Source organism: Parafrankia elaeagni (genome assembly GCF_000374165.1).
Classification (GTDB): Bacteria; Actinomycetota; Actinomycetes; order Frankiales; family Frankiaceae; genus Parafrankia; species Parafrankia elaeagni.
This window is the reverse complement of sequence record NZ_KB893670.1, coordinates 160,228-184,449: the sequence shown is the minus strand read 5'-3', so window position 1 is coordinate 184,449 and position 24,222 is coordinate 160,228. Positions and strand designations below refer to the sequence as shown.

At 72.6% G+C, this 24,222-nt stretch carries 20 protein-coding genes; 10 read left to right on the top strand and 10 right to left on the bottom strand.

The window, feature by feature from the left end; genetic code table 11:
* Window positions 1-5 precede the first annotated feature (5 nt).
* Window positions 6-764, top strand: coding sequence for a maleylpyruvate isomerase family mycothiol-dependent enzyme (locus B207_RS31955; RefSeq protein WP_018634604.1), 759 nt, complete (start codon window positions 6-8; stop codon window positions 762-764).
* Between the two features lie 26 nt (window positions 765-790).
* On the opposite strand, the gene B207_RS0100800 is transcribed toward B207_RS31955, so the two are convergent.
* On the bottom strand, window positions 791-2,242 hold the full coding sequence (locus B207_RS0100800) for a hypothetical protein (protein WP_018634603.1): 1,452 nt from the start codon (window positions 2,240-2,242) through the stop codon (window positions 791-793).
* Window positions 2,243-2,635: 393 nt separating this feature from the next.
* Here B207_RS0100800 and B207_RS0100795 point away from each other — a divergent pair, with 393 nt between their 5' ends.
* Entirely contained in the window at window positions 2,636-3,394 is a 759-nt protein-coding gene (locus B207_RS0100795) for an adenylate kinase family protein (RefSeq protein WP_018634602.1), read from the top strand.
* 19 nt (window positions 3,395-3,413) lie between these two features.
* On the opposite strand, the gene B207_RS0100790 is transcribed toward B207_RS0100795, so the two are convergent.
* A complete protein-coding gene (locus B207_RS0100790; protein WP_018634601.1) occupies window positions 3,414-4,019 on the bottom strand; it encodes a hypothetical protein in 606 nt (201 codons plus the stop codon).
* Window positions 4,020-4,488: 469 nt separating this feature from the next.
* Between B207_RS0100790 and B207_RS0100785 the strand changes: the two genes are divergently transcribed.
* Together B207_RS0100785 and B207_RS0100780 are read left to right on the top strand one after the other, a co-directional pair.
* On the top strand, window positions 4,489-5,010 hold the full coding sequence (locus B207_RS0100785; protein WP_195905213.1) for an NUDIX domain-containing protein: 522 nt from the start codon (window positions 4,489-4,491) through the stop codon (window positions 5,008-5,010).
* Window positions 5,011-5,093: 83 nt separating this feature from the next.
* Window positions 5,094-6,149 (top strand): DUF3616 domain-containing protein, encoded by a 1,056-nt coding sequence (locus tag B207_RS0100780; RefSeq protein WP_084691954.1) that lies wholly within the window; start codon window positions 5,094-5,096, stop codon window positions 6,147-6,149.
* Window positions 6,150-6,179: 30 nt separating this feature from the next.
* Here the strand turns inward: B207_RS0100780 and sthA are convergent, their stop codons facing one another.
* From sthA to B207_RS0100765, 3 genes are all read right to left on the bottom strand, one after another.
* Window positions 6,180-7,592: a Si-specific NAD(P)(+) transhydrogenase gene (gene sthA / locus B207_RS0100775; protein ID WP_026310530.1), complete on the bottom strand. Its 1,413-nt coding sequence runs from the start codon at window positions 7,590-7,592 to the stop codon at window positions 6,180-6,182.
* Window positions 7,593-8,025: 433 nt separating this feature from the next.
* Window positions 8,026-9,417, bottom strand: a complete 1,392-nt coding sequence (locus B207_RS0100770) for a class II fumarate hydratase (RefSeq protein ID WP_018634597.1) — start codon at window positions 9,415-9,417, stop codon at window positions 8,026-8,028.
* Between the two features lie 462 nt (window positions 9,418-9,879).
* Window positions 9,880-10,839, bottom strand: a complete 960-nt coding sequence (locus B207_RS0100765; protein WP_018634596.1) for a 4-hydroxy-3-methylbut-2-enyl diphosphate reductase — start codon at window positions 10,837-10,839, stop codon at window positions 9,880-9,882.
* A gap of 122 nt (window positions 10,840-10,961) precedes the next feature.
* Here B207_RS0100765 and xseA point away from each other — a divergent pair, with 122 nt between their 5' ends.
* The 5 genes from xseA to B207_RS0100740 all read left to right on the top strand — a co-directional run bounded on the left by xseA (window position 10,962) and on the right by B207_RS0100740 (window position 15,676).
* Window positions 10,962-12,239, top strand: a complete 1,278-nt coding sequence (gene xseA, locus B207_RS0100760; RefSeq protein WP_018634595.1) for an exodeoxyribonuclease VII large subunit — start codon at window positions 10,962-10,964, stop codon at window positions 12,237-12,239.
* Window positions 12,226-12,504: an exodeoxyribonuclease VII small subunit gene (locus B207_RS0100755; RefSeq protein WP_018634594.1), complete on the top strand. Its 279-nt coding sequence runs from the start codon at window positions 12,226-12,228 to the stop codon at window positions 12,502-12,504. Before xseA ends, B207_RS0100755 begins: the two co-directional genes overlap by 14 nt.
* Before the next feature lie 170 nt (window positions 12,505-12,674).
* Window positions 12,675-13,265 carry a DUF4245 domain-containing protein gene (locus B207_RS0100750; protein WP_084691939.1) on the top strand — a complete coding sequence of 197 codons (591 nt, stop codon included), beginning with the start codon at window positions 12,675-12,677 and terminating at the stop codon, window positions 13,263-13,265.
* Window positions 13,266-13,616: 351 nt separating this feature from the next.
* A complete protein-coding gene (glpX, locus tag B207_RS0100745) occupies window positions 13,617-14,642 on the top strand; it encodes a class II fructose-bisphosphatase (protein ID WP_026310529.1) in 1,026 nt (341 codons plus the stop codon).
* 182 nt (window positions 14,643-14,824) lie between these two features.
* Complete coding sequence (locus B207_RS0100740) at window positions 14,825-15,676, top strand: sterol desaturase family protein (protein WP_018634591.1); 852 nt, start codon at window positions 14,825-14,827, stop codon at window positions 15,674-15,676.
* A 22-nt stretch (window positions 15,677-15,698) separates the two neighbouring features.
* Here B207_RS0100740 and B207_RS0100735 read toward each other — a convergent pair whose 3' ends face one another.
* The 4 genes from B207_RS0100735 to B207_RS0100720 form a co-directional block, all read right to left on the bottom strand.
* On the bottom strand, window positions 15,699-17,006 hold the full coding sequence (locus B207_RS0100735; protein WP_018634590.1) for a glycosyltransferase family 4 protein: 1,308 nt from the start codon (window positions 17,004-17,006) through the stop codon (window positions 15,699-15,701).
* A 15-nt stretch (window positions 17,007-17,021) separates the two neighbouring features.
* Window positions 17,022-18,596: a hypothetical protein gene (locus B207_RS0100730; RefSeq protein WP_026310528.1), complete on the bottom strand. Its 1,575-nt coding sequence runs from the start codon at window positions 18,594-18,596 to the stop codon at window positions 17,022-17,024.
* Window positions 18,597-18,667: 71 nt separating this feature from the next.
* The gene (locus tag B207_RS0100725) at window positions 18,668-19,642 is read right to left on the bottom strand and encodes a polysaccharide deacetylase family protein (RefSeq protein WP_026310527.1); all 975 of its coding nucleotides are present in this window, start codon (window positions 19,640-19,642) and stop codon (window positions 18,668-18,670) included.
* Window positions 19,643-20,749: 1,107 nt separating this feature from the next.
* Window positions 20,750-21,352, bottom strand: coding sequence for a DUF6542 domain-containing protein (locus B207_RS0100720; protein WP_018634588.1), 603 nt, complete (start codon window positions 21,350-21,352; stop codon window positions 20,750-20,752).
* A 484-nt stretch (window positions 21,353-21,836) separates the two neighbouring features.
* Here B207_RS0100720 and ychF point away from each other — a divergent pair, with 484 nt between their 5' ends.
* The gene (gene ychF, locus B207_RS0100710) at window positions 21,837-22,913 is read left to right on the top strand and encodes a redox-regulated ATPase YchF (RefSeq protein ID WP_018634586.1); all 1,077 of its coding nucleotides are present in this window, start codon (window positions 21,837-21,839) and stop codon (window positions 22,911-22,913) included.
* Window positions 22,914-22,955: 42 nt separating this feature from the next.
* Here the strand turns inward: ychF and B207_RS0100705 are convergent, their stop codons facing one another.
* Window positions 22,956-24,137, bottom strand: a complete 1,182-nt coding sequence (locus B207_RS0100705) for a heparan-alpha-glucosaminide N-acetyltransferase domain-containing protein (protein WP_018634585.1) — start codon at window positions 24,135-24,137, stop codon at window positions 22,956-22,958.
* Window positions 24,138-24,222 lie beyond the last annotated feature (85 nt).

Genomic DNA, 24,222 nt, shown 5'->3' with positions numbered 1-24,222 from the left:
GTCCGATGGACTACCCAGCACTGTTGGAAACGCATGCGGACGCCCTGCTGACCGCGGCGCTGCGCGATCTGGACGCGCCGGTCCCGAGCTGCCCCGGCTGGGACTGCCGCCGCCTGGTGTCCCACGTCGGCCGGTTGTTCACCGTGACCGCGAGGCACCTGCCGAGGGGCACGACCGAGGAGCCCGAGCGGGTTCCGGCGCCGCCGCGGGGCGACACCGAGCTCGCCGACTACTACCGGCGTTCGGTGGCCGACGTTCTCGCCGTGCTCCGGGACGTCGACCCCCGGTCACCGGCCTGGACGTTCACCCTCCACGTCACCCCCGGTGTGGCCGGCTTCTGGCCGCGCCGGTTGGCCAACGAGACCCTGGTCCATGCCTGGGATGCCGCCGGCGCGGTCGGCGAGCCGCCGGCGTTCCCGCCCGACCTGGCCGCCGACGGCATCGACGAGATGCTGACCCTGCTGCTGCCGGCGGCGCGCGCGGTCGGGCTCTCGCCACCCGGGCAGGGCAGCGTGCACGTCCACCTGACCGACGTTCCGGGGGAGTGGCTCGTGCGGCTGGACGGCCCGACCGCGACGGTGACGACCGAGCACGCGAAGGGGGACGCCGCGCTGCGCGGGCCCGCGGGCCCGGTGCTGCTCGCGCTGTGGGGCCGGCTCGATCCGGCCGCTCCGGGGGCCGCCGGGGCTGTCGGGGCCGCCGGCGGCGGGACCGAGATCCATGGTGACGCCGGGCTGCTGCAGGCGCTGCGCACCGGGCGGTGATTCCGGTGTGAACCCGTGCAGTCGGCTCAGGAGGTGCCGGTGGGGCGGCGGAAGAGCGTGGCGGTCGGGGCCGCCGAGGTCAGCGTCGCCCGGGCCGGGGTGAACAGGAAGGACTCCTGCGGCAGCCCGTCGGGGCCGAGGAAGAACGCCTGCTCGATGGAGTCGATCTGGACCCGGGCGCCGGTGTCGCGCCCCTCGCCGACCACTCGGGTGGCCTGGATGGACGCGATGTCCTCGGCGACGGTGCCCGGCGGGAGCGCGATGGCGGTCTGGGCCGGGGAGTCCCGCTCGATGGACCACACCGGGTACACCTGGTTGGAGCGGAACGTGTTCGGGTTGCCGGACAGGCGCACGCCGACCGACACTCCGACCCACGCCGCGTCGGTGTTCGGCGGTCCCTGGGTGGACTTGCGGATCACCAGGTACAGGTAGTTGCGCGGGTCGCTGATCTGCTCGGTGGACGACGACTCGGGCGCCTCGGTGACCTTGCCCTCGCGGTTGACCTCCTGGGCCATCACCCAGTACGTCCACGGGTTGCGGTCCATGATCCGCTCGCGGGCCTCGTTGACCGGGTCCAGCCGCTCACCGGCGGCGAGGGCGAAGCGCATCTGCCCGTCCGTCCGGTCGCAGATGTTGTTGTTCAGGGTGCAGGTCTGCAGGATCGGGTGGGTGCCTTCGACCTGCCCGCGGAACGGGACGTCGACGTGGTCGGGGCCCTGCATGACGGCACTGCCGGGCACGGCGTTGCCGGCGCCGTCGACCTCGACCTTGTAGGTCCACTCGAGGTCGGTGGTGCGCCCCCAGCGGGCCATCAGGGCCGGGGTCGAGGTCCCGCCGTCCTCGTTGCTCCAGATCATGGAGTAGGTGAGCAGCCGGTGCCCGGTGGCTGTCGGTGCCTCGGTGTGGAAGGCGACGAGCGGCGAGTCGGTCAGCGCGTTCTGGAACGGGCCCGTCGCGGGGGTGCCCGGGAGCAGGGCCGGGTTCACGGCCGTCCGCCCGTAGACCACCGGCGCGTTGCGGGCCGCCGCGTACTGCGGGTCGTCGGGGCCGATCGCCCGGAAGGCGAAGTCCGACAGCTTCGCCTGGGTGGAGCCCTGCGGTGAGCGGTCCGCCGCGAACTGCACGCGCAGGTCGTGCCTGCCCCCGCTGAGGCTGCCGAGCGCGAGGCTGCGCCGGATCGGGAACGACGCGGGGATCACCACGTCCGTCGTGTACGTGCCGTCGACGAACAGGGAGACCACAGCGGACTCCGAGCCGACGGTGCCCCAGGCTGCTCCCGGGGCCTCGGTGGTGACGTCCAGCACCACCTCGCCGGTGGCCGGTACCTCGAACGGGACGGTGCTCTCGCCCGCACGCTCCAGCACGACCGAGGCGGGCGGGGCGGGGTCGTCCCCGTCGGAACTGCAGGCCGTGACGGCCACGGCCAGCATGGCGGCGGTCAGCCCACCGCCGAGCAGCCGGCGAAGTTGCCCAGACACCCGAATCTCCTTCGTGCGATCCGGGAGTCCCCACCGCGGCCGCGGCTGTCCCACCCGTCCCGAATCCTCGCGCGAAACCGCGCCTCTCCATCCTGCCGGGTAGGCGTCGCCCGGCCGCAGCCGGCTCCCCGTATTGGACGACATCGTCCTGGTAGAAGCGGGTACGCGGGGTGTCGCCGGCAACTCCCGGCAGCCACCGATCCGTCATCCGGATGTCACAGGTGAGTACACCCGAGTGGGGGTGGCGGATGTCGCGTCCCGGCGCGCCGGGAAATCCCTCCGAACGTGCCCGCCGGATGCCCGGGGGCACAATTCCGTCCGGCATCATTCTTGGGGGTACGTGCTGGGGCGGGGGCCACTGACCACAGGCCGTCGAGCACGCGGGGAGGCACGTTGCGCAAGTTCGTGATCATGGGCGTGCAGGGTAGCGGCAAGGGTACCCAGGCGAAGCTGATGGCCGACGAGCTCGACCTGGTGCACATCAGCGTCGGAGACGTCTTCCGCTGGAACGTGCAGAACCACACGAAGATCGGCGCGCAGGTCCGGCGGATCGTCGCCAGCGGCCACCTGGTCGGTGACGACCTCGTCGAGTCGGTGGTCCGGACCCGGCTTACCGAGCACGACTGGAACTACGGGTTCATCATCGACGGCTTCCCGCGCAACGCCCGTCAGGCGGAGTTCTTCCTCGAGAGCTACGACATCGACGGGGTGATCTACCTCGACCTGCCCGACGAGGAGGTCGTGCGCCGGGTGCTGGCCCGGCGGCTGTGCTCGCGGTGTGGCCTCGACTACAACCTGATCGCCAGCCGTCCGCAGGTGGAGGACACCTGCGACGTCTGCGGCGGTGCGCTCGTGACCCGCTCCGACGACAACCCGGAGGCCCTCGCGGTCCGGCTCTCCGACTACCACATGAAGACCCGTCCGGTGATGGAGATCTTCCAGCGCAAGGAGCATGTGGCCGTGGTGGACGCCCGCCGGTCGGTGCTGGAGGTGCAGTCCGAGATCCGCGACCACTTCGACCTGCCGGCCCCCCGCTCGCTGGCGGCACGGCCCACGGCCGGTGCCGCGCGCCGCTCCGCCGGTCAGGTGGCCGGTCAGGTGGCCGGCCGGCCGGAGGACCAGCCGGCCGGAGCCGACCGCTCCGCCGGCTGAGCGGCCGCGGCGGGCCGGGTCACTGCTTTTCGAAGACCACCGCGACGCCGTTCGTGGAGCCGGACCCGGCGGCGCCGATGGTCCCCGTCACTCCGTTGCCCCGGAACCCGAGGGAGCTGGCGACGCCGGGGACGCCGACATCCGAGGTGATCTCGTAGCCGGCGGCCGGCAGCGCCTGGCGGTAGAAGGTGCGGACGGCGTCGCTGCTCACCCCCCGCATCGTCACGGTCGAGTGGCTGCCGCCGGTCGCACCCACCTCGACGGTGGCGCCGGGCGGGACCGGGAAGCCGGGCGGGATGTTGGTGCCCTTCAGCGCGTCGGCGCCGGTGGCGGTGTCGATCCGTCCGACGCCGGGCAGCGAGGTCGGGACGGCTGTCGGGACGACTGTCGGGATCCCGCTCGGCAGCGAGGTGGGAATGCCCGTCGGGAGGGCCGAGGACAGGTCGGCCGGCAGCGTGGGCCGGGTCGACACCGACGGCTGGGGGATGTCGTCCAGCGCGTCGCCGTCGCCGCCGCAGCCCGCCAGGGTGACGGCTGCCGCCGCCACTCCCATCGCGACGAGGAGACGCGGCCCCCGCCCGCCTCCGACGACCCGCCGGATCTGGGTGCGGGTGATGTTCGGCATGCCCGGTCACTCCCCTGCTCGCACGCGGCGCGACTGCCCGGCGCCACCCGTCCGGGGCGGCCTGATCGCGCAAGATCAACGATCACACCATAGCGGCATATCGTCCGACCGCGACTCATCCTGTCACCAAGGTGACCCGCTCTGTCCCGGCCCCCGCCGGGCCGCGCCGCGCCGGGCCGCGCCGCGCCGGGCCGGGTCGGGCCGAGGGGACGGCGCCGTGTGGCGATCCCGGGCCGTGAGGCGGTGCGCCCTGCGGTGAGCGACGCGGTGCGTGATGAGGGGATCGTCAGGCCAGCTGGTCATTCCCTTTTGCCTGGATATGTCCTGATGTGCAGCTATTGTTGTTGTGTGGGGACGGTGGCCGTGTAGGGATGAAAGCACCTCGGTGTACACCCGGCCAGGGGGTGTGTGGGGCGTCTTACACCTGTACGTTCCATTTGTGACGGTCACGAACAATGCGGTGATCGGTATGGCTCTGGAGTACATCGAGGCCAATCCCGACGAGCGGGATCTCCTGCGCTCGCTGATCGTGCTGGCACTCCACGGCCCACCCATCGCCAGTACGTCCACCACTCCGGCGCATGTCACCTGCAGCGCGGTCCTTGTGTCGCCCGACTGGCAGGTGCTGCAGACGAAGGGCCGCGCGGCCCCGGCCTGGCGGCTGCCCGGCGGACACGTCGACCAGGAGGACCAGTCGTTGCTGGGCGCGGCCCTGCGGCATCTGACGGACCAGGCGGAGGTGGAGACCAACGGCCTGATCCCGGCGAGCGTGCTGCCGGTTGACGTCACCCCGTACCCGGTCGACGCGGTGCCGTCCCGGCGCGAACCGGAGCACGTCCACTACGAGGCCACGTTCCTGCTGCACCTCGCCGACCATCCCCTCGGGCAGCTCACCGGGAAAGGGATCTCCCGGCGTTGGGTGAACATCGCCGACGTGCGGGGCAAGCTGGGTGACAAGCTGCGGCTGGAGTCCGCCCGCGCCCGCGTCTGACCGTCCGGCGCCGGTGGCGGGCACAGGCGGAGGGGGCAGGCGTGGGTACGGTACCGATCCGGTTCGTCGACGACGGGGCGGTCATGGACATCGCCGAGTCGCTGTCAACGCTTCGGGTCGACGGTCGGCACCTGTGGCTCGGCGGGGACGAGACGGTGACGATCGAGCGACTCACCCTGTCGGCGGACGGGGAAGTCTTCGACGGGCACGTGAGCTTCGCCGTCGGGGACTTCCTGCCCCTGCCCGAGCCGCCCGACGAACACGGCGTGGTGCCCGAGATCGACATCGAGGGTCTCGACCTCGCCGGCGGCTACCTGTGGTTCACCGGCTCGCACGCCCGGACCCGCAAGCGGGTGCGACCCGAGCACGCGACCGAGACCGCCCTCGCCCGGCTCGCCCGGGTCAGTAACAACGCGAACCGCCACCTCGTCGGTCGGATCCCGATCCTGGACACCGAGGACGGCCCGGTGCTCGCCGCCACCGCCCCGGATCCCACCTCCGCCACCGGTGCGCCGCTGACCGCGGCCGCCCTCGGCCTGAGCAAGCCCACCAGGCTCACCCGGGCGCTGCGCGACGACCCGCACCTCGGGCCCTTCCTGCGCATCCCCAGCAAGGACAACGGCCTGGACATCGAAGGCCTGGCTGTCGTCGGCGAACGGATCTACCTGGGCCTGCGGGGGCCGGTGCTGCGCGGCTGGGCGGTCGTCCTCGAACTGCGCGTCGCCGGCAGCGACGGCCAGGACCTGGTGCTCGCGCCGCTCGGCGGCGGCGGCTACCGCAAGCACTTCCTGGACCTCGGCGGCCTCGGCGTGCGGGACATGGCGGCCCACGGCGACGACCTGCTCCTGCTCGCCGGCCCGACGATGGATCTCGACGGCCCGGTCCGGGTCTATGTCTGGCGGGGCGCGGCGCAGGCCGAGACGTCCGTCGTCGTGCACGACAAGGAGATCGAGAAGATCCTCGACATCCCCTACGGCGACGGGCTGGACCACGCCGAGGGCATCAGCCTGATGCCCGACCCCGCCGGTTCGGGCCAGGACGCCCTGCTGGTGATTCACGACAGCCCGGCCCCCGCTCGCCGGCGGCACCGCCACGAGATCCTGGCGGACATCGTGCCGCTCCCGCCGGCAGGCGGCTGACCGGGTGCGTCCGCGTGGGCGGAGGCGGTCTCAGTGGGCGGAGATACGCGCCACCGCCCGCATCTTGTTCATCGCGTCGAGCGCCGCGACCTTGTACGACTCGGCGAGGGTCGGGTAGTTGAAGACGGTGTCGACGAGGTAGTGCACCGTCCCGCCGCACCCCATGACGGCCTGCCCGATGTGGACCAGCTCGGTCGCGCCCGTCCCGAAGACGTGGATGCCGAGCAGCCGACCGTCCTCCGGGCTGACCAGCAGCTTCAGCATTCCGTACGAGTCACCGAGGATCGCGCCGCGGGCGAGTTCGCGGTAGCGGGCGACCCCGACCTCGAACGGCACGGCCTGCTCGGTCAGCTCGTCCTCGGTGCTGCCCACGTAGGAGATCTCGGGAATCGTGTAGATGCCGATCGGCATCAGCTCGGCCCGCATCCCCGTCGACGGCTCGCCGCAGGCGGCGTAGGCGGCCAGCCGCCCCTGCTCCATGGACGTCGCCGCCAGCGCGGGGAAGCCGATCACATCGCCGACCGCGTAGATGTGGTCGACCTCGGTGCGGAAGTCCGGGCCGACCAGGATGCGGCCGCGGTTGTCCGCGGTGAGCCCGGCGTTGCGCAGTTGCAGCACCTCGGTGAGCCCCTGCCTGCCGGCCGAGTACATGACCGTGTCGGCGGGGATCTTCTTGCCGCTCTCCAGCAGGGTGAGCGTGCCCCCGTTGTGGCGCTCGACCGAGACCACGGACTCCCGGAACCGGAAGGTCACCGCGAGATCACGCAGCTGGTACTTGAGGGCCTCGATGATCTCCAGGTCGCAGAAGTCCAGCATCCGGTCGCGCCGTTCCACGACGGTGACCTTGGTGCCCAGGGCCGCGAACATCGAGGCGTACTCGATGCCGATCACGCCGGCACCGACCACCACCATCGAGCCCGGGATGCGGTCGAGGTCGAGGATCTGGTCGCTGTCGACCACCGTGCGGCCGTCGAAGTCGACGGACTCCGGCCGCGCCGGCCGGGTGCCGGTGGCAATGATGATCTTGTTCGCGCGGACCTGTCGTTCCTCGACGCCACCCTGTCCCCGCACGCTCACGGTGTGCGGGTCGAGAAACGTGGCGAGGCCGGAGAGGACCTGGACCCGGTTGCGCGTGAGCTGGCTGCGGATCACGTCGATCTCGCGGCCGATCACATGCTGGGTTCGCGCCGAGAGGTCCGAGACGGTGATCTCGTCCTTGAGTCGGTAGCTCTGTCCGTAGACCTCGCGCTGCGCCAGACCCGTCAGGTACATGACCGCTTCGCGCAGCGTCTTGGACGGGATCGTTCCCGTGTTGATGCAGACGCCGCCGATCATGTCCCGCTTGTCGACGACCGCGACGCTGCGCCCGAGCTTGGCCGCGGCGATGGCAGCCTTCTGCCCGCCGGGACCGGAACCGATGACAAGGACATCGACCTCATGCACGTCGTTTCCCCCTGTCATTTGTCGTGTCGCCCGAGGCTATCCGCCCATCCGGCCTGGAACGCACGGCGGCTGGTGTTGTTACGTTCTTTTCCCTCCCGGGTCCCCACATCGACACATCTGGCGCGCCGAGTTGGTATCTGAGTGCCCATGGTCACATATCGGCGGACGGGGGTGAAGTGGTCCCATGGTGCCCCCCCACCGGCGGGGCAGTCGGAAAATCCGCGGCGGAGGCCGTAACGAAAGCTCCGGTGCCTCGTTGGACATGCATCGGGGCCGCGGAGGTCGTGGAGGCTGGCTGGGGGGTCTTCCACGGCTCCCGCGGCCCCGGTGCCGGCCCGCGGGGGACGGCGTCGGCATGAGAACCGGCTCCCCGCAGCTGCTGCGGGGAGCCGGTTCGGGAATGTGCCTGTGCAGGCCAGCCTGTGCCTGCCGGCTACGGGTGCGTCATCGACAGGACGTCCAGCGCCCGGTCGAGCTCCTCCTCGGTGAGCTTGCCCGCCGCGATGTAGCCGCGCTCGAGCACCACCTCGCGGATCGTCTTCTCCTCGGCCAGCGACAGCTTGGCGACCTTCGCCGCCTCCTCGTAGCCGATGTACTTGTTCAACGGGGTGACGATCGACGGCGAGGACTCCGCATACCGGCGGCAGCGCTCCTCGTCCGCCTCGATGCCGTCGATGCACCGGTCGGCGAAAAGGCGGCTGATCGTCGACAGGATGTGGATCGACTCCAGCAGATTGCGCGCGATGACCGGCAGCATCACGTTGAGCTCGAAGTTGCCGGCCGAGCCGCCGAACGCCACCGCGGCGTCGTTGCCGACGACCTGCGCGACGACCTGGCAGACCGCCTCGGGAATGACCGGGTTCACCTTGCCCGGCATGATCGACGAGCCGGGCTGCAGGTCGGGCAGCCGGATCTCGCCGAGCCCGGCCCGCGGGCCCGAGGACGCCCACCGCAGGTCGTTGGAGATCTTGTAGAGCGACACCGCGATCACCCGCAGCACGCCGGACGCCTCGACCAGCCCGTCACGGGAGGCCTGCGCCTCGAAGTGGTTGCGTGCCTCCGTCAGCGGCAGGCCCGTGGAGGCCGCGAGCTCCCCGATGACGGCCGCGGAGAAGCCGGGCGGGGTGTTGATGCCGGTGCCGACCGCCGTCCCACCGAGCGGCAGCTCACCGATCCGGGGCAGCGCCGCGTTCAGCCGCTCGACGCCGAGGCGGACCGCGGCCGCGTAGCCGCCGAACTCCTGGCCGAGGGTCACCGGGGTGGCGTCCATCAGGTGGGTGCGGCCCGACTTGACCACGTTGGCGAACGCCGCGGCCTTGCGCTCCAGTGAGACGGCCAGGTGGTCGAGGGCGGGGATCAGCTCGTGCACGATGCCCTGGGTCGCCGCCACGTGGATCGACGACGGGAACACGTCGTTGGACGACTGCGAGGCGTTCACGTGGTCGTTCGGGTGGACGGCCCGCCCGAGGCGCTCGGAGGCGAGCGAGGCCAGCACCTCGTTGGTGTTCATGTTCGACGAGGTGCCGCTGCCGGTCTGGAAGACGTCGAGGGGGAACTGGTCGTCCCAGTCGCCGCGGGCCACCTCGCCGGCGGCCTGGGCGATCGCCGCGGCGATGTCGCCGTCCAGCACGCCGAGCTTCGCGTTCACGGTGGCCGCGGCGGCCTTGATCCGGGCGAGCGCGGCGATGTGGGCGCGGGAGATCCGCTGGCCGGAGACAGGGAAGTTCTCGACCGCGCGCTGGGTCTGCGCACGCCACTTCGCCGCGGCCGGCACCCGCACGTCACCCATGCTGTCGTGCTCGATGCGGTATTCCTGCTCGCTCATGACGCCTGCTCGCTCATACGCCGATCTCCCGAGATGTCCGTCAACCTTGGTCTGGCTGGTCGCCGACCCGGCCACCCGCGGACGCGTCCGGGGCGCAGGCCGGCCACTGCCGACCCTAGGACATCAGGAGCATCCGTCGCCTCGGCCGAGGCCGCCGCAGGCGATCGTCACACCGCGCCGCGGGGACGGGTGGCCCGGCCGCGGTGCCCCGTCGCGCCCGCGTCGACCCGTGAGGAGCCCCGCGGCACCCGCCGGGGTGGCCGGGCCGTGCAGGCGGGACCTTCGGGTGCCGAGGGCCCGATCGTGCTCCCACCGGAGGGCGGGAGAGCGGGCCGGCGGCGCAGACGGGCCGGCGGCGCAGACGGGCCGGCGGCGCAAAAAGGCGCCGGGCCCGGCCTGGCCGCCACTGTGTGAGCTGGCGGCCGGCCCGAACCCGGCGCGGAGTCGGAAGGTGAGCTGAACTCAGCCCGTGGCCCGCTCGCGGGCACGCATGTCCCGGCGCAGTTCCGGCGGGAGGGCGAACAGGAGGTGCTCGTCGGCGGAGGTGACTTCCTCCACGTCGTTGAACCCGTGGCCGGCCAGCCAGGCCATGACGCCTGTGACCAGTTCCTCGGGTACGGACGCCCCGCTCGTCACACCGACCGTCTCGACGCCGTCGAGCCAGCTCTCGTCCACCTCGGTGGAATCGTCCACCAGGTAGGACTTCGGTGCCCCGGCGTCGAGGGCGACCTCGACGAGTCGGACCGAGTTGGACGAGTTCGGCGAGCCGACGACGATCAGGAGGTCGACCTTCTCGGCGATCTCCTTCACGGCCACCTGACGGTTCTGGGTGGCGTAGCAGATGTCGGAGTTCGGTGGACCCTGCAGATGCGGGAACCGCTCACGCAGTGCGTTCACCGTGGTCATCGTCTCGTCAACGGACAGCGTCGTCTGCGACAGGAACGCGACCCGCTTCGGGTCCCGGACCTTCACCGCAGCCGCGTCCTCCGGACCGTCCACAAGATGAATGCGGTCCGGCGCCTGGCCGGTGGTGCCCACCACCTCCTCGTGGCCCTCATGACCGATCAGGAGGATGTCCAGATCCTCCTTGGCGAATCGGCGAGCCTCGGAGTGCACCTTGGTGACAAGGGGGCACGTCGCGTCGATGGTGCGGAGCTGACGCGAGGCTGCCTCCTCATGGACCGTCGGTGCCACGCCGTGCGCCGAGAACACCACCGTGGCGCCATGCGGCACCTCGTCGGTCTCGTCAACGAAGATCGCGCCCTTGGCTTCCAACGTCTTGACGACGTGGGCGTTGTGCACGATCTGCTTGCGTACATACACCGGCGACCCGTACAGATCGAGTGCCTTCTCGACGGTCTGGACCGCGCGATCGACACCCGCGCAGTAGCCGCGCGGCTTGGCCAACAGGACCCGCCCCATGTCGCAGCAGTCTACGCGGGCGCTGCCCGCCGCCAAGGGGCGCCGAGCGGAGCATCCCGGATGCGCGCATCGCCCCGACCGCCGGTGACCTTGGCCGCCGGGCCGGGTCGTACCGTTCGGGGGTGGCCCTCACCTCGACGCCGGACGAGCCGCTCCCGGTGCGGACGATCTCCCGCGCGATGGGCGAGTGGATCTCCAGGCTGGGTCGGGTCTGGGTCGAAGGTCAGGTGACCGAGATCTCCCGCCGCCCGGGCATGGGCACGGTCTTCATGACGCTGCGCGACCCCGTCGCGGACGTCTCCCTGCGGGTGACCTGCCCGCGCGCGGTGTGTGAGGCGGTCGGGCCCGGGCTGGTCGACGGTGCGCGGGTCGTGGTGTGGGGGAGGCCGTCCTTCCACCCTGGTCGGGGCACTCTGGCCCTTGCTGTCACGGAGATCCGGCCGCTCGGCGCGGGCGCGCTGCTGGCCCGGCTGGAGCGGTTGAAGGCGACCCTGGCGGCCGAGGGACTTTTCGCCGCGAGCCGCAAGAAACCGCTCCCGTTCCTCCCGGGTGCCGTCGGGCTGATTACCGGGCGTGCATCCGCGGCCGAGCGGGACGTCGTCGAGAACGCCCGCCGGCGGTGGCCCGCCGTGCGCATCGAGCTACGCGAGGTGGCCGTCCAGGGGCCGCTGGCGGTGGGCCAGATCCTGGACGCACTCGCCGCGCTGGACGCCGACCGGGCCGTCGAGGTGATCGTCATCGCCCGCGGCGGCGGCTCGCTGGAGGATCTCCTGCCGTTCTCCGACGAGGCTCTGCTGCGTGCGGTTGTCGCCGCCCGGACACCTGTGGTGTCGGCCATCGGACACGAACAGGATGCACCTCTGCTCGATTTCGTCGCCGACGTCCGCGCGTCCACGCCGACCGACGCGGCCAAGCGTGTGGTCCCTGACGTGGCCGAGCAGGCCGCCCTCGTGGACGCCCTGCGCGGGCGCGCCCGGCGGGTCCTCGCCCACCGCCTCGACCTGGAGACCCGCCGGCTGGCCGACCTGCGGGGGCGGCCGGCCCTCGCCGCGCCGCTGCGCGACGTCGAGCACCGGGAGCAGACCGTGGACGCGCTGCGCGCGCGGGCGCGGCGCTGCGTCACCCATACGGTGGATGTCGCCGGGCGTGACCTGGCCCATGCGGCGGCACGGATGCGCGCGTTGTCTCCCGCGGCGACCCTGGAGCGCGGCTATGCCCTGGTCCAGCGGGCGGACGGCCTGGTGGTGCGTTCTCCGGACGAGGTCACGCCGGGGGAGCGGCTGGTGGTCCGGGTCGCGGGCGGTACGTTCGCCGCCGCCGTGCCCGCCGCCGTGCCCGCTGTCGGAGATGCCGCGGCCGACGCCCTCTCCGGACAGGGAGACCACGATGACCGGTCCTGATCGCGAGCCGGCTGCCCCCGCCGGAGTCACCTACGAGGCGGCGCGGGCGGAGCTGGAGGACGTCGTCCGTCGGCTGGAGGCCGGCGGGTGCGCGCTGGAGGAGTCTCTGGCGCTCTGGGAGCGCGGGGAGGAGCTCGCCGCCCTGTGCCAGAACCTGCTGGACGGGGCCCGGGCCCGCCTGGCGGCGAGCCCGGCGGCACGGGCGGCAGCCGTGCCCGTGCCCCAGCCGGGCCCGGGGGGCCCGAGCGGGCCGGGTGGAGCCTGACCGCCGCGACAGGGTTCACTCCGCGACAGGGTTCACTCGTTGGGCGGATCCACCCGGCGCCGTACAGACTCGGCGGGCCGTAGGGTCGGGTGTGCGGGCCGTGGGTGACGGTCGCCGAGCCGGTGGCCCGACCGGGGCCGGTGCGGCCGTCTGATCTGGAAGATGAGGGCGTGGCGCGTCAACGCGGTCAGGAAACAGTTCGGGACATGGTGCTCTCGCTCGGCGTGGTGCTGGCGGCCGTCGCCGTCTTCTTCGTCTTCGCGATGCCGCGGGGGACGGAGGATCCCGAGGTCAAGGTCGTCGACGTCGAGACCACCCTGGTCCCGTACGCGCGCCAGGCGCCCTACCCGGCCTCGGCCCCGAGGGACCTGCCGGGCCTGTTCAAGCCGACGTCCATCCGGATGATCCTGCCGTCGGGTGGCACCAGCGACGGTGACACCACGAGGATCACGATCGGCTACGTGGTGGACCGGCCCGAGGACCGCACCTTCGCCCGGTTCCTGCAGAGCAACGCCTCCGACGCGGTGCAGGCCATTCTCGGAGACCGCCCGGTCACCGGCTCGGTGGACGTCGCCGGCGAGAGCTGGGAGGAGCGGCGGGACGACCGCGGCCACCTGGCGCTCACCCGGATCGTCGACGGAGTGACCACGATCATCGACGACGGCGGCGGTCCGGGTGCCGCGGAGCTGGCCGATCTGCGGACGCTCGCCGCCGCGGTCCGCCCCATCGATGTCACGGCGGCCGTCGGCACGACTTCCTGAGCCGGAGGCTCTGGTCCGGAAACGGCTGTGTGCGCTGGAAACGGCTGTGTGCACCGGAAACGGCTGTGTGCACCGAAACAGCTGCGGGTGGCCGTCACGCCCCCTCCGCGTGACGGCCACCCGTATCGACCTGTTTGACGCGGCACGTCCGGCGAAGGTTGCGCACCCATCGAAGATTTTTTTCGATGGGTGCGGGGCGGCCCCCGCGGTCGGCCGACGGGCCCGCGCGGGCCTGTGGGGGAGCCGTCATCGGCGCCGGGCCGACTGCTGACGCCTGGTGTCGGATCGCTGTCGTCTGGTGCTGGAGCGTTACCATCGGCACGCGGCGCTCCGGCCAACTACGCTCCTCCCGTGGCTGCCGAGACCGCTTCCGTACCCGTATCTCTCGCCGTCCAGGGCCAGGCGCCGGACAGGAACCTCGCGCTTGAGCTGGTCCGCGTGACCGAGGCCGCCGCGCTCGCCGCTGCCCGCTGGGTCGGGCGCGGCGACAAGAACGGTGCCGACCAGGCCGCGGTCGACGCGATGCGCCGGCTCGTCGGGACCGTGTCCATGCGCGGAGTCGTCGTGATCGGCGAGGGGGAGAAGGACGAGGCCCCCATGCTGTTCAACGGCGAGGAGGTCGGTTCCGGTGAAGGCCCGGACTGCGACGTCGCCGTCGACCCGGTGGACGGGACGACCCTGACGGCCAAGGGCATGAACAACGCGGTGTCGGTGATGGCGGTCAGCGAGCGCGGCTCGATGTACGACGCCAGCTCCTGCTTCTACATGGAGAAGCTGGTGACCGGGCCGGAGGCGGCCAGCGTCGTCGACATCGACGCCCCGGTGGAGGACAACATCCGCGCGGTCGCGAAGGCGAAGGGCATCCTGCCGCGTGACGTCACGGTGGTCGTTCTCGACCGCCCGCGGCACACCGAGCTGGTGAACCAGATCCGTGCCGCCGGTGCCCGCGTCAAGCTGATCTCGGACGGTGACGTGGCCGGCGCGGTCATGGCCGCCTCCGCCGACACCGGCGTCGACCTGCTGCTGGGTATCGGCGGCACTCCGGAGGGGATCATCGCGGCCTGTGCCGTGACCTGCACCGGCGGTGTGGTGCAGGGCCGGCTGTGGCCGCGTGACGACGCGGAGCGGGCGAAGGTGCTGGAGGCGGGCCACGACCCGACCCGCCTGCTGCAGACCCGCGACCTGGTCGACAGCGAGAACGTCTTCTTCGTGGCGACCGGCATCACCGACGGGGAGCTGCTGGCCGGGGTCCGGTACCGGCCGGGCGGGGCGAACACCTCGTCGCTCGTCATGCGCTCCCGCTCCGGCACCATCCGGCGCGTCGACAGCCAGCACCAGCTCACGAAGCTGCAGGCCTACTCGACCGTGCCCTTCTAGTCTCCTACCCTCGGGCCATGGCTGACACGGCCCGAGGCTCCGCCGCCGCGGCGGCATCCACACCGCCCGGTGGCCGGCGGCGACCCGGGCGATGGCGCCCTGATCGGCTGCGGCGTCCTGAACTGCTGCGGCGGTCCGGCGGGGCGCGGTCCGGGCAGGGGCGTCCGGCCGGTGGCGGCCCGGTGGGGCGGGCGGTGGCCCGGCTCGACCGGCCGGGGCCGCACGGCAGCGCGGCCGAGGTGACGACCATGCCCGCGGCCCTGCGGCGGTTCCTCGGGCACCCACGGCCGCCGGTCCTCCTCGGTGCGGTCGGTGCGGTCGCGGCCGTCCGGGCGCTGCGTGGCCCGATCCGCCGCCGTGACGCGGTGACCGCCGCCGTCTGCCTGGGTGCGCAGCCGTTCGTGGAGTGGTGGGTTCACCGCGGGCTGCTGCACGCCAGGCCGGGCGGGCGGCTGGGGTCGATCGGCTACCAGCTCGCCGGGCACGGACACGAGCAGCACCACCGTGACCCCACCAACCTGGACACGATGTTCCTGCGGCCCCGGGAGGTCACGGCCGGAGCCGCGGCCGGCGTGGCGGTGGCCGCGCTGGCCCCGCCGGCAGCAGGGACGGTCGCCGTCTGCTTCGGCCTCGGCGCGCTGGCCTACGACTGGACGCACTTCCTCATCCACACCGGCATCCGCCCCTCGGGCCGCTACTACCGGCGGGTGTGGCATGGCCATCGTCTGCACCACTACCGCAACGAACGGTACTGGCTGGGGGTGACCAGCCCGATCGCGGACGTCGTGCTGCGCACCTCGCCGACCCGCGACGACGTACCGGTCTCCCCGGCCGCGCTTGGTGCCTCGGCGCTGACTGCCCGCCATGGCCGCGACCGCACCGATCGGCCGGGTCGCCCCGGGCGGAGGGGCTGGGACGTCCGCACGGCTGGCGCCGCGGGCACGACCGGCCCCGGGCGTGTCGCCGGGACGGCGCCCGGCCTCCGCACGGCCACCACCGACCCGAGGGCGCGCGGGCCGTACCCGCCGGTCTGATCACCCCGCCGACCCCGTCCGGTCAGCCTGTCCGGTCAGCTTGTTCGAGCAGCCCGTTCGAGCAGGCCAGGTTCGGGTCCGGGCGTCGGCCCCCGTCGGGCAGTGGCCTCCCGCGGGTCGGGCGGCGTCGTGCGGTGCCGCCAGCCCGTCCCGGGTGGCGGACTCGGCCGGCGAGGCTGATCAGCGTCCCGGCCATCGCATCGGCCTGCGCGGCAAGGGTGTGGTGCGCGACGACGCTGGCCCGGGCCCGGGCGCCGAGCAGCTCGGCGAGCGTCTGGTCGCCCAGCACTCTTGCGATTCCGGCGCTGAGATCGTCGACATCGTCCTGGCGGGCCAGCAGGCCGGTGGCGCCGTCCGTGATCACCTCGGGGATTCCTGAGGTCGGGAAGGAGACCACCGGCCGGCCGCAGGCCTGCGCTTCCAGCACGCTCAGCGGCAGCCCCTCCAGGCTGGAGGCGAGGACGAGGACGTCGCTGGCCCGCAGCAGATCGCCGATGTCGGACCGCGCGCCCAGGAAGACGACCCGGTCGCCGAGCAGCTCGGCGCCCAGCCGGCGCAGGGACGTCCCGGACGTCGGATCGAGGCTGGGAGCGCCCGCGACGGCCAGCCGGGTCGACGCCAGGTGGTCGGGCAGCGCGGCCACCGCCCGGATCACCTTGTCGATGCCCTTGCGGGGGTCGAGCCGCGACATGGCCAGGACCAGCGGGGCGGCGGGGTCGGTGGACAGGCTGGCCCGAACACCGGGGTCCGCCGGGCCGGGGCGCAGCGCATCGGTGTCGACGCCGTTGCGGATCACTACGGTGTGCCCGGCCGCCCAGTCGGGCAGCGAGGCCGCGACGGCGTCACTGACGGCGACCGTGCGGGCTGCCGCCCGCACGGCCACGCCGCGCAGTCGTCCGATCAGGTCGGGTTCGTTCTCCTCGTGCAGGACGAGCAGCGCCGGCCGCCGGCACGCCGCCGAGGCGAGTGCGGCTTCGAGGTGGGACCAGTGGCTGTTCGCCTGCACGACGTCGATGCCGAGCCGGCCGGCGATCCGCGCCGTCCGGACCGCGGTGGCCACGGTCCGGACCGCTTCGCGGGCGGCGAGCGGCGCGCTCGGGCGGCCGTCGCCTCGGCGCAGCGCCCGGTTCACCGGGACCGGCAGGACGACGTGCTCCCGGCCGGCGGCCCGCCAGGCCGCTGCCGTGGCACTGCCCGCCGGGGCGGCCAGGATCTGCTCGATCCCGCGCTGCTCCAGCAGCGGGGCGAGCCGCAGGACGAAGCGCTGGGCACCCCAGAGGCCTTCGCCCTGCTCGATGATGAGGACCCGCGCGACCGGCTGCCTGTCCACCCCAGCGACGTTACGTCACGTCACTCGACGTGTCTTCTCGGTGATGGCGGGTGCGGGGGTGTGCAGCCACGTGGGCCGGACGGGGCGGCGGGACATCGCCGGAACGGCGGCGACGAACCGCCCGAGCAGGAGTGCCAGCGCCCAACCCGCCACCCCGTAGGCGGAGGCCGCCGCCGGGAGAACGGCGACGAGGGTGACGAGACCCGCCAGGGCTCCGACGGCGTGTGGCCGGGTCCGGGCCGCCGCGGGCTCCGCGGCCGTCACCGCATCGATCACCACGATCAGCAGCAGCAGCCGGCAGCAGGCGGTCCCCGCAGCGACGTGCTCCGGGCCGAGGGCGGCCCACGGTAGCGGAGCGGCCACCAGCGCCACGGCCACTCCCGGCAGCACCGCGGGCCCGTGCCCCTCGACCAGCCGGCCGACGGCCAGGATGACGAACACCGCCAGCGCGAACGCGCCCGAGGCGGCATCCGCCTGGCGGCCGACGAGGAGCAGGACGAGCGCGGTCGCAGCCATCGGCCAGACCGCGCCGCCGGCCAGGAGCTGCCCCGCGGCGGCCCGTGCCGCCACGACCGGCCCCACCGGGGCCCGCAACAGGTGAGGCCGGGCTGCCCGGGCCCGTCCTGCCAGCCGCCGTGTCGGCGCGGGGAACGACGCTGGCCGCTGGGCGGCGTTGGACTGCCAGAGCAGCCATCCGCACCGTGGGCCGGCCGCCAGCGCGACCGGGGCCAGCCAGGCGAGCAGAGCCAGATGCGCCTGGCTCGCGCCGGTGTCGCTGAGGGCGATGATTGTGCCCAGTCGAGCAAGGCCGACCGCCACGCCACCGAGTGCCTCGGCATCCAGCCGGCCGCGGGGGCCGGCCGGCCCCCGCGGCCGGCCCTGCCACAGGCTTCCGCTGGCCGCGGCCAGCGGAAGGAGAATGAGGAAGCCAGGACTCACGCCGAGAAAGGCGAGGCCGGGAATCAGCCAGCCGCTCGCTCCGGCGAGCAGCGCGGCGCCGCAGGCCGCGAGCAGGCCCGCGCGTAGCCGGCGGTGCGCACCGGCGCCGGCGGTGGCATCCCGCGCGAGCTGCACGACGAGCCACACACACAGTGCCGCGGCCGTGTCGACCGCGAGGACCGGGGCCGGCACCCGGTGCGCCGCGAAACCCCAGAAGGCGGCGGCGAGCAGCAGGGCCGCCACCTGGGAGGTGACGGCCACCGCTCGGCTCGCCGCGGCCGTCCGACTGGCCCGCGACACCCGCGTGGGCCAGTCCGCGCGAGCCGCGTACTCCGTCCAGTCCGCGGTGCCGGCCCAGTCGGCGTTCCCGGTCCAGGCCGCGTGCCAGGCCCAACCGGTGCCCAGGTCCCGGTCACCGCGCGCGTCACCGCGCGTGGCGGCGCTGGTGCGCCGGCCCGTGCTCACTTTCCCCCCGGCGTGGGTCTCCCGGCCGGTGCCGGGCTCTCTGCCGGTGCCGGGCTCTCTGCCGGTGCCGGTGCCGCTGCTCGCGCCTGCATCCCCGCCTGTGCCTGCTTCTCTCGCCGTGCCGGTGGCCCGGGTGCGGCCGATGTTCTCGATCAGGTCCGGGCGGCAGGTCGGATCCGCGGGCACGGTCGGCCCCGCGGATGCTGTCGGGGTTGTCGGATCCACCGGCCCGCGCCGCCGGCCTGCCGCCGGAGTACTCACTGCTGTGGACGTCCGGGCCGGTCCGACGTGGGCAGGTGCGTTCCCTCCGCGGCGCGTGGCGCGAAGCGCGGACGGTAGGCGATGCTGAGCCGGGCCGGAATACGCACGCCGATCGTGGAGGGGACGAGCCGGAAGCGCGACGCCGGCTGGACCGTGCGCGGCAGCGTGCGGCCGATGCCGTTCAGCCAGGCGCGCACACGGTGGTCGGCGAGGCCACCGTCGACGGTCAGCCGGGTGAGTGCGAACGGATCGTCTCCCGGATGCGACAGTGCCTCCCCGACCGCGCAGGCGGCGCTGTAGCCGGCGGCGATCACGAGCTGGCGGACGGTCGGGTCCCACCCGCCGCGCGGGTAGGCGAACGACCGCGGCTCCTCGCCGGTGACGGCGGCCAGCCGCCGCCGACACAGAGTGATTTCCGCGGTCACGTCGGAGCGGTGCAGCTCGTCGAGGCGCCGGCCGCTGTGGCCGCTCGCGCCGATCTCGACGCCCAGTTCGTGCAGGCGGCGGACCTCCGCCTCGGTGAGCATGCCGGGCGCTCCGAGCCGGGAGGTGGTCACGAAGACGGTGGCTGCCAGGCCCCGCTCGGCCAGCTCACGCGCGGCGACGAAGGTCGCCGCCCGGTCGCCGTCGAAGGTCACGACGAGCGCGTCGGCCGGTGCCTCGGCGGAGCGCAACGCCGCGCAGTACTCGGAGACGGTCATGAACCGGCGGTTGGATCGCTGGATCATGCGGCGGTGCCGGGCGAACACGGCCGGGGTGACGGTCGATCGGCGCGGGACGTGCCCGGTGGGATCGGCGGCCACGTCGTAGCGGAGAATCGGGACCGGCTGAGGCCGGCTGGCCGTGCCGGCACGGCCGCGGTGCCGGGTGCTCACCGGCGCGGGCTGTGCGGGCTGTGCGGGCCCGACCTTGGCCGGGCCTTCCTTGAATTCTTTGTACTCAGCTGTGGTGACGGATTGTGGGGAAGACACTATCGCCCCTCCAGCGGTCCCCGGGCCACCCGTTCTCGCCGGGTCGGCTCATATCGCGGAAAGTAACCGGTTGGCGTCCTGCGGAATCTAGCATGGGTGGTTGCTGGGTGTAGCGACGCCGTTACGGCTGACAGATCTGTGTCAAGAGGTAAGCGGAAAATGAAAGGTCGTCGACGGCTCTTCCGTGTGGGACATTGGAGCCATTTCCCGGCCTCGGTCGGCCTTTGGTGCGCCTCATTCTTGCAAGTTAGATCATTTTTTCGTTAACTCTGTGCCGCATGACGGTCGGAGAGCTGTGATGATCCTGTCGTCGCCGTCTCCGCTGTGAAGCGCGGACGCCGTCACCTCTGCCGCGGATCTCCGCTGTGACCCGCGGTGTGGTGCGCATCGGCACTGGCCGACACCAGCACCTGACGCCGGTTCGTGGGGCTGGGGCCGCTAGCGGTGCCAGGTGGACGGGCCGGACGGTCGTGTCGCACGGATTGCCGCCGGCGGCTCATGCGACCGGCCGACAGTGTCGAGAGCGGCGCTGTCGCGGCCACCGCCGACGCCCGCCGGCGGGAAGCGGCTAGGGCGGGGGTGCTCCCACCCGCCCGAAACGGCGCTGAAGGCGCGTGAACCGCGGGCACCCGCATTTGCCGCAGTCGCTTCCCGGTCGGTAATGCCGGTGCAAATCATCTCTGTGGCCGCACCGGCACGTACGCCACCAGGAGCGCGGGGCGCGACCCTGGAAATTCGGCGTGTTGGTGGGCACGGACTGACAGTACCCCACGGATCAGCCCAACCGATTGTTGTGCTGCCTACCCTCGGGTGCCCAATGGTGGTGGAGGGCGGTCCTGGCCTGAGGAAAGCCCGAGAGTGCTAACCCGTGAACAATCTGGACGAATCGTTCCGGTGGCGCCTTGGTGTGTGTCCCCGGTCGCGGAAAACTCCCTGTTCGACGCCGGTGTGGAACAGGGCGGGACGGCGCGGCTGGCGCACCCTCCGGGCTCGGGCGATCCGGGCGACGGAGTAGCCCTCCGGGATGGGTGGGTTTGGCTCGGCCCGGGCGTGGGGAGGGGTTGATGCCCGCCGCGGGGCGGGAGAGGCCGGCCGGGGACGGGGAGGCTACAGCGGTCGGCGGCGGCGGGCCGCCGCGGACTGGGCGAGCGAGCGCTGCCGCTCGCGGCGGGCGATCTGCGCGCGCCGGCCGCGCACCGCGGCCAGCGCTGCCACCAGGATGACCGCGGCCAGCAGCACCGGAGCGTGCAGGATCATCTCGGAGCCGATGTCGATCGCGCGGTTGCGCAGGCCGGTGCTGCCGTCACCGGCCGCGGGGTTCAGGAACCCCACAATGACAGTGATCAGTGCGTAGGCGAGCGGCGGCATGATCACGACACCGATCAGGTCGTCGACGTGGACCCGCGCGATCGCCAGCACACACGAGGCCACGAAGAGGACCCCGAAGACATACCGAAGATTGTCGAAGAGCAGCGAATCGACAACGGCACCGACGCTGCCGGCAATGACCACGAGCAGCGCCGCCCCCAGGGCGGTGAGCCCGCGCCTGGTTCCGGTGACGAGCGTCGTGCGTTCCGGGGCACCAGAGCGTGGGCGTGGGTTGGACGGGTACGCGTCATCCGGCGCGCGGCCGCGGCCGGGCCTGCCGGGCGATCCGGCGGACTGCCGGTGAGGCGGCGTACTCACCAGGGCAAGGTACCGCTCCGACATTGCGACTGCGTCAGGGCGATGGGCCGGAGAACGAACGCGTCCTGGTCGCTGCACTTTGGGCATACCTTTATGCACGATGCGCTACCAATTGCCGTGGCGTGTCAGGCCACGGCGGGCGCGTCCCGCGCGGGTGCGGTGGTTGCGCGGGATGGCGCGGCTCTGCGCGGATGACCGTGCGGAAGCGGCCCGATCCACCGGGTCGGGGGCGAGCGCGCCGCGTCGCGCAGTGCTTGGGACCAGGTCGGACGGCGCTCGTGGTCGGGGGCGTCGTCGACACTTTCGGTGACCGCTCCTGTCGTGTCGGGAAGAAGGTGCACCCGAATGGACCGATGGTGCCGCCGCCGGGCACCCGGGTCGCGATGCGGCCATCCCGCCCGGGGCCGCCGCGGCCCGGCGGCTGTACCGCACCGGCGGCTGTACCGCACCGGCCGCTGTACCGCACCGGCGGCGGTGACCGGGGCGATCACCCGTAGACTGCTCGGTCATGGGTCTGTCGATCGGCATCGTCGGGTTGCCCAACGTGGGCAAGTCCACGCTGTTCAACGCCCTCACCCGCAACGAGGTCCTGGCGGCCAACTACCCGTTCGCGACGATCGAGCCCAACGTGGGCGTCGTCGGCGTCCCGGACCCGCGGCTGGCGAAGCTGGGCGAGATGTTCTCCAGTGCGCGGGTCGTGCCCGCCACGGTGAGTTTCGTCGACATCGCCGGCCTGGTCAGGGGCGCGTCGGAGGGGCAGGGTCTGGGTAACCGCTTCCTGGCCAACATTCGCGAGTCGGATGCGGTCTGTCAGGTCGTCCGGGTCTTCTCGGATCCCGATGTGGTCCATGTCGAGGGCAACGTCGACCCGGCGTCCGACATCGAGACCATCAACACCGAGCTGGTGCTGGCCGACCTGCAGACCATCGGTGCCCGGCTGCCGAAGCTGGAGAAGGAATCGCGGCTCGACCGCACGAAGCAACCGCTGGTGGCCGCGATGAAGGCGGCCCAGGAGGTTCTCGACGCCGGGCGTCCGCTGTCCAGCGAGCGGTCTGTCGACCGGGCCGCGCTGCGGGAGCTGTTCCTGCTCACCGCGAAGCCGTTCCTCTACGTCTTCAACGTCGACGAGGACGTCCTGGCGGACCCCGGCCGACACAAGGAGCTCGCCGAGCTCGTGGCTCCGGCCGACGCGATCGTCCTCTGTGCGAAGGTCGAGGCCGAGCTGATCGAGCTTCCCGAGGAGGACGCCACCGAGCTGCTGGCGTCCCTCGGGCAGGAGGAGAGCGGGCTGGCACAGCTGGCCCGCATCGGTTTCCACACCCTCGGGCTGCAGACGTTCCTCACGGCCGGCCCGAAGGAGTCCCGCGCCTGGACGATCACGGCCGGTGCCACCGCGCCCGAGGCCGCCGGCACGATCCACAGTGACTTCCAGCGCGGCTTCATCAAGGCCGAGATCGTGTCCTACGGCGACCTGATGGCGGCCGGTTCGATGGCGGCTGCCCGTGCCGCCGGCCGCGTCCGCATGGAGGGCAAGGACTACGTGATGGCCGACGGCGACATCGTCGACTTCCGCTTCAACGTCTGACCGCGGGCGGCTGCCCGACAGCGCCCTTCTCGGCCCTGTCGGTCAGATACCCCGCCCGGCCGCGACAGTCGGCTGTTGGGTGTGACGCAGCAGGTGAGCCGCCCGGGGGAGGACGGAGACGGCGGCTTCCGCCGGTCCGCGGCGCCCGGTGGTTCTCCACAGGGTGGCAGCAGCCAGGGCCACCATGATCTGCAGCACGTACGCCCTGGTCGGGTCCGTGGGCAGAACGTCCGTGGACATCACCACCACATGCAGCGCGTAGAAGGTAAGGGTCATCGCGCCGAGAGCCGCGATCGGGCGGGTCAGCGGGACGTGGGCGACCAGCAGCGCCAGCCCGAGCAGTGCCAGCGCCGTCCCGGTGGTGTGCGCCAGGTCGAACGGCGTCGTCGAGTGCGGTGTGTCGACCGCCAGCCACCAGGCGGTGTCCGTCGGCGTCGTCCCGTACAGGCCCGAGTCGATGAACCAGCCCTGTGGCAGGCTTCCCACCCCGGAGATCACAGCCGGGTCTCCGAGCTCGCCGCTTCCGCCGAGTGGCCCGAGCAGCAGCCAGGACGTCCCGCTGGCCACGGCGGCGAGCAGCAGGCCGCCGGCGAACAGCCGCACCGCGACCGCGCGTGACCGCAGGTCCGCGTGGGCCACGGCCATGCCGACACAGAGGTAGCCCAGCCAGGCGAGGGCGGGGTAGACCCCGCTGATGGTGAGCTTCGCCAGCAGATGTCCCGATTCTGCCAGGTCGTCGAACCTCGGCGAGGACAGGTCCGAGGCTGGCAGGTCGTCCCGGACGGCCTGGCTGACGGCCGGCACCGCGGTCATCGCCAGTACAGCGACCGTCACCAGGACCGGGACGGCCGCTCGCAGCAGCGGCAGCGCCAGCACGAACAACAACGCGTAGTAGACCAGGATCACCGCGATGCCCGAATCGGCGTAGGCGAGTGCCAGCCCGATCACCCCGACACCGAGCGCGCGCAGGAAGACCGAGAGCCGGGCCTCGGCAGCGGTTCTCCGGCGGGTGGACAACACGAGGGCCACCCCGGCGAGGACGGCGAACGCCGCGGAGGATCGTCCCGCGGCGAGAGTGAACGCGGGTGAGACCGCCGGATCGTCCGACCCGGTGTCGGTGAAAGCCGGGTAGACGTGGGTCGCAACCATGCCGATCAGTGCGACGCCCCGGGCGAGGTCGACCCCGGTGATCCGCCCGGACCCGGGCTGGCTCGAATCGTCCATGCCTCCAGAGTCGCAGCATCTGGGGCTCCCGGGGTGGGGGACCGGCCGCGTAAGGTGCGGTTCGTCCGGGGGAACGGCGAAGCGG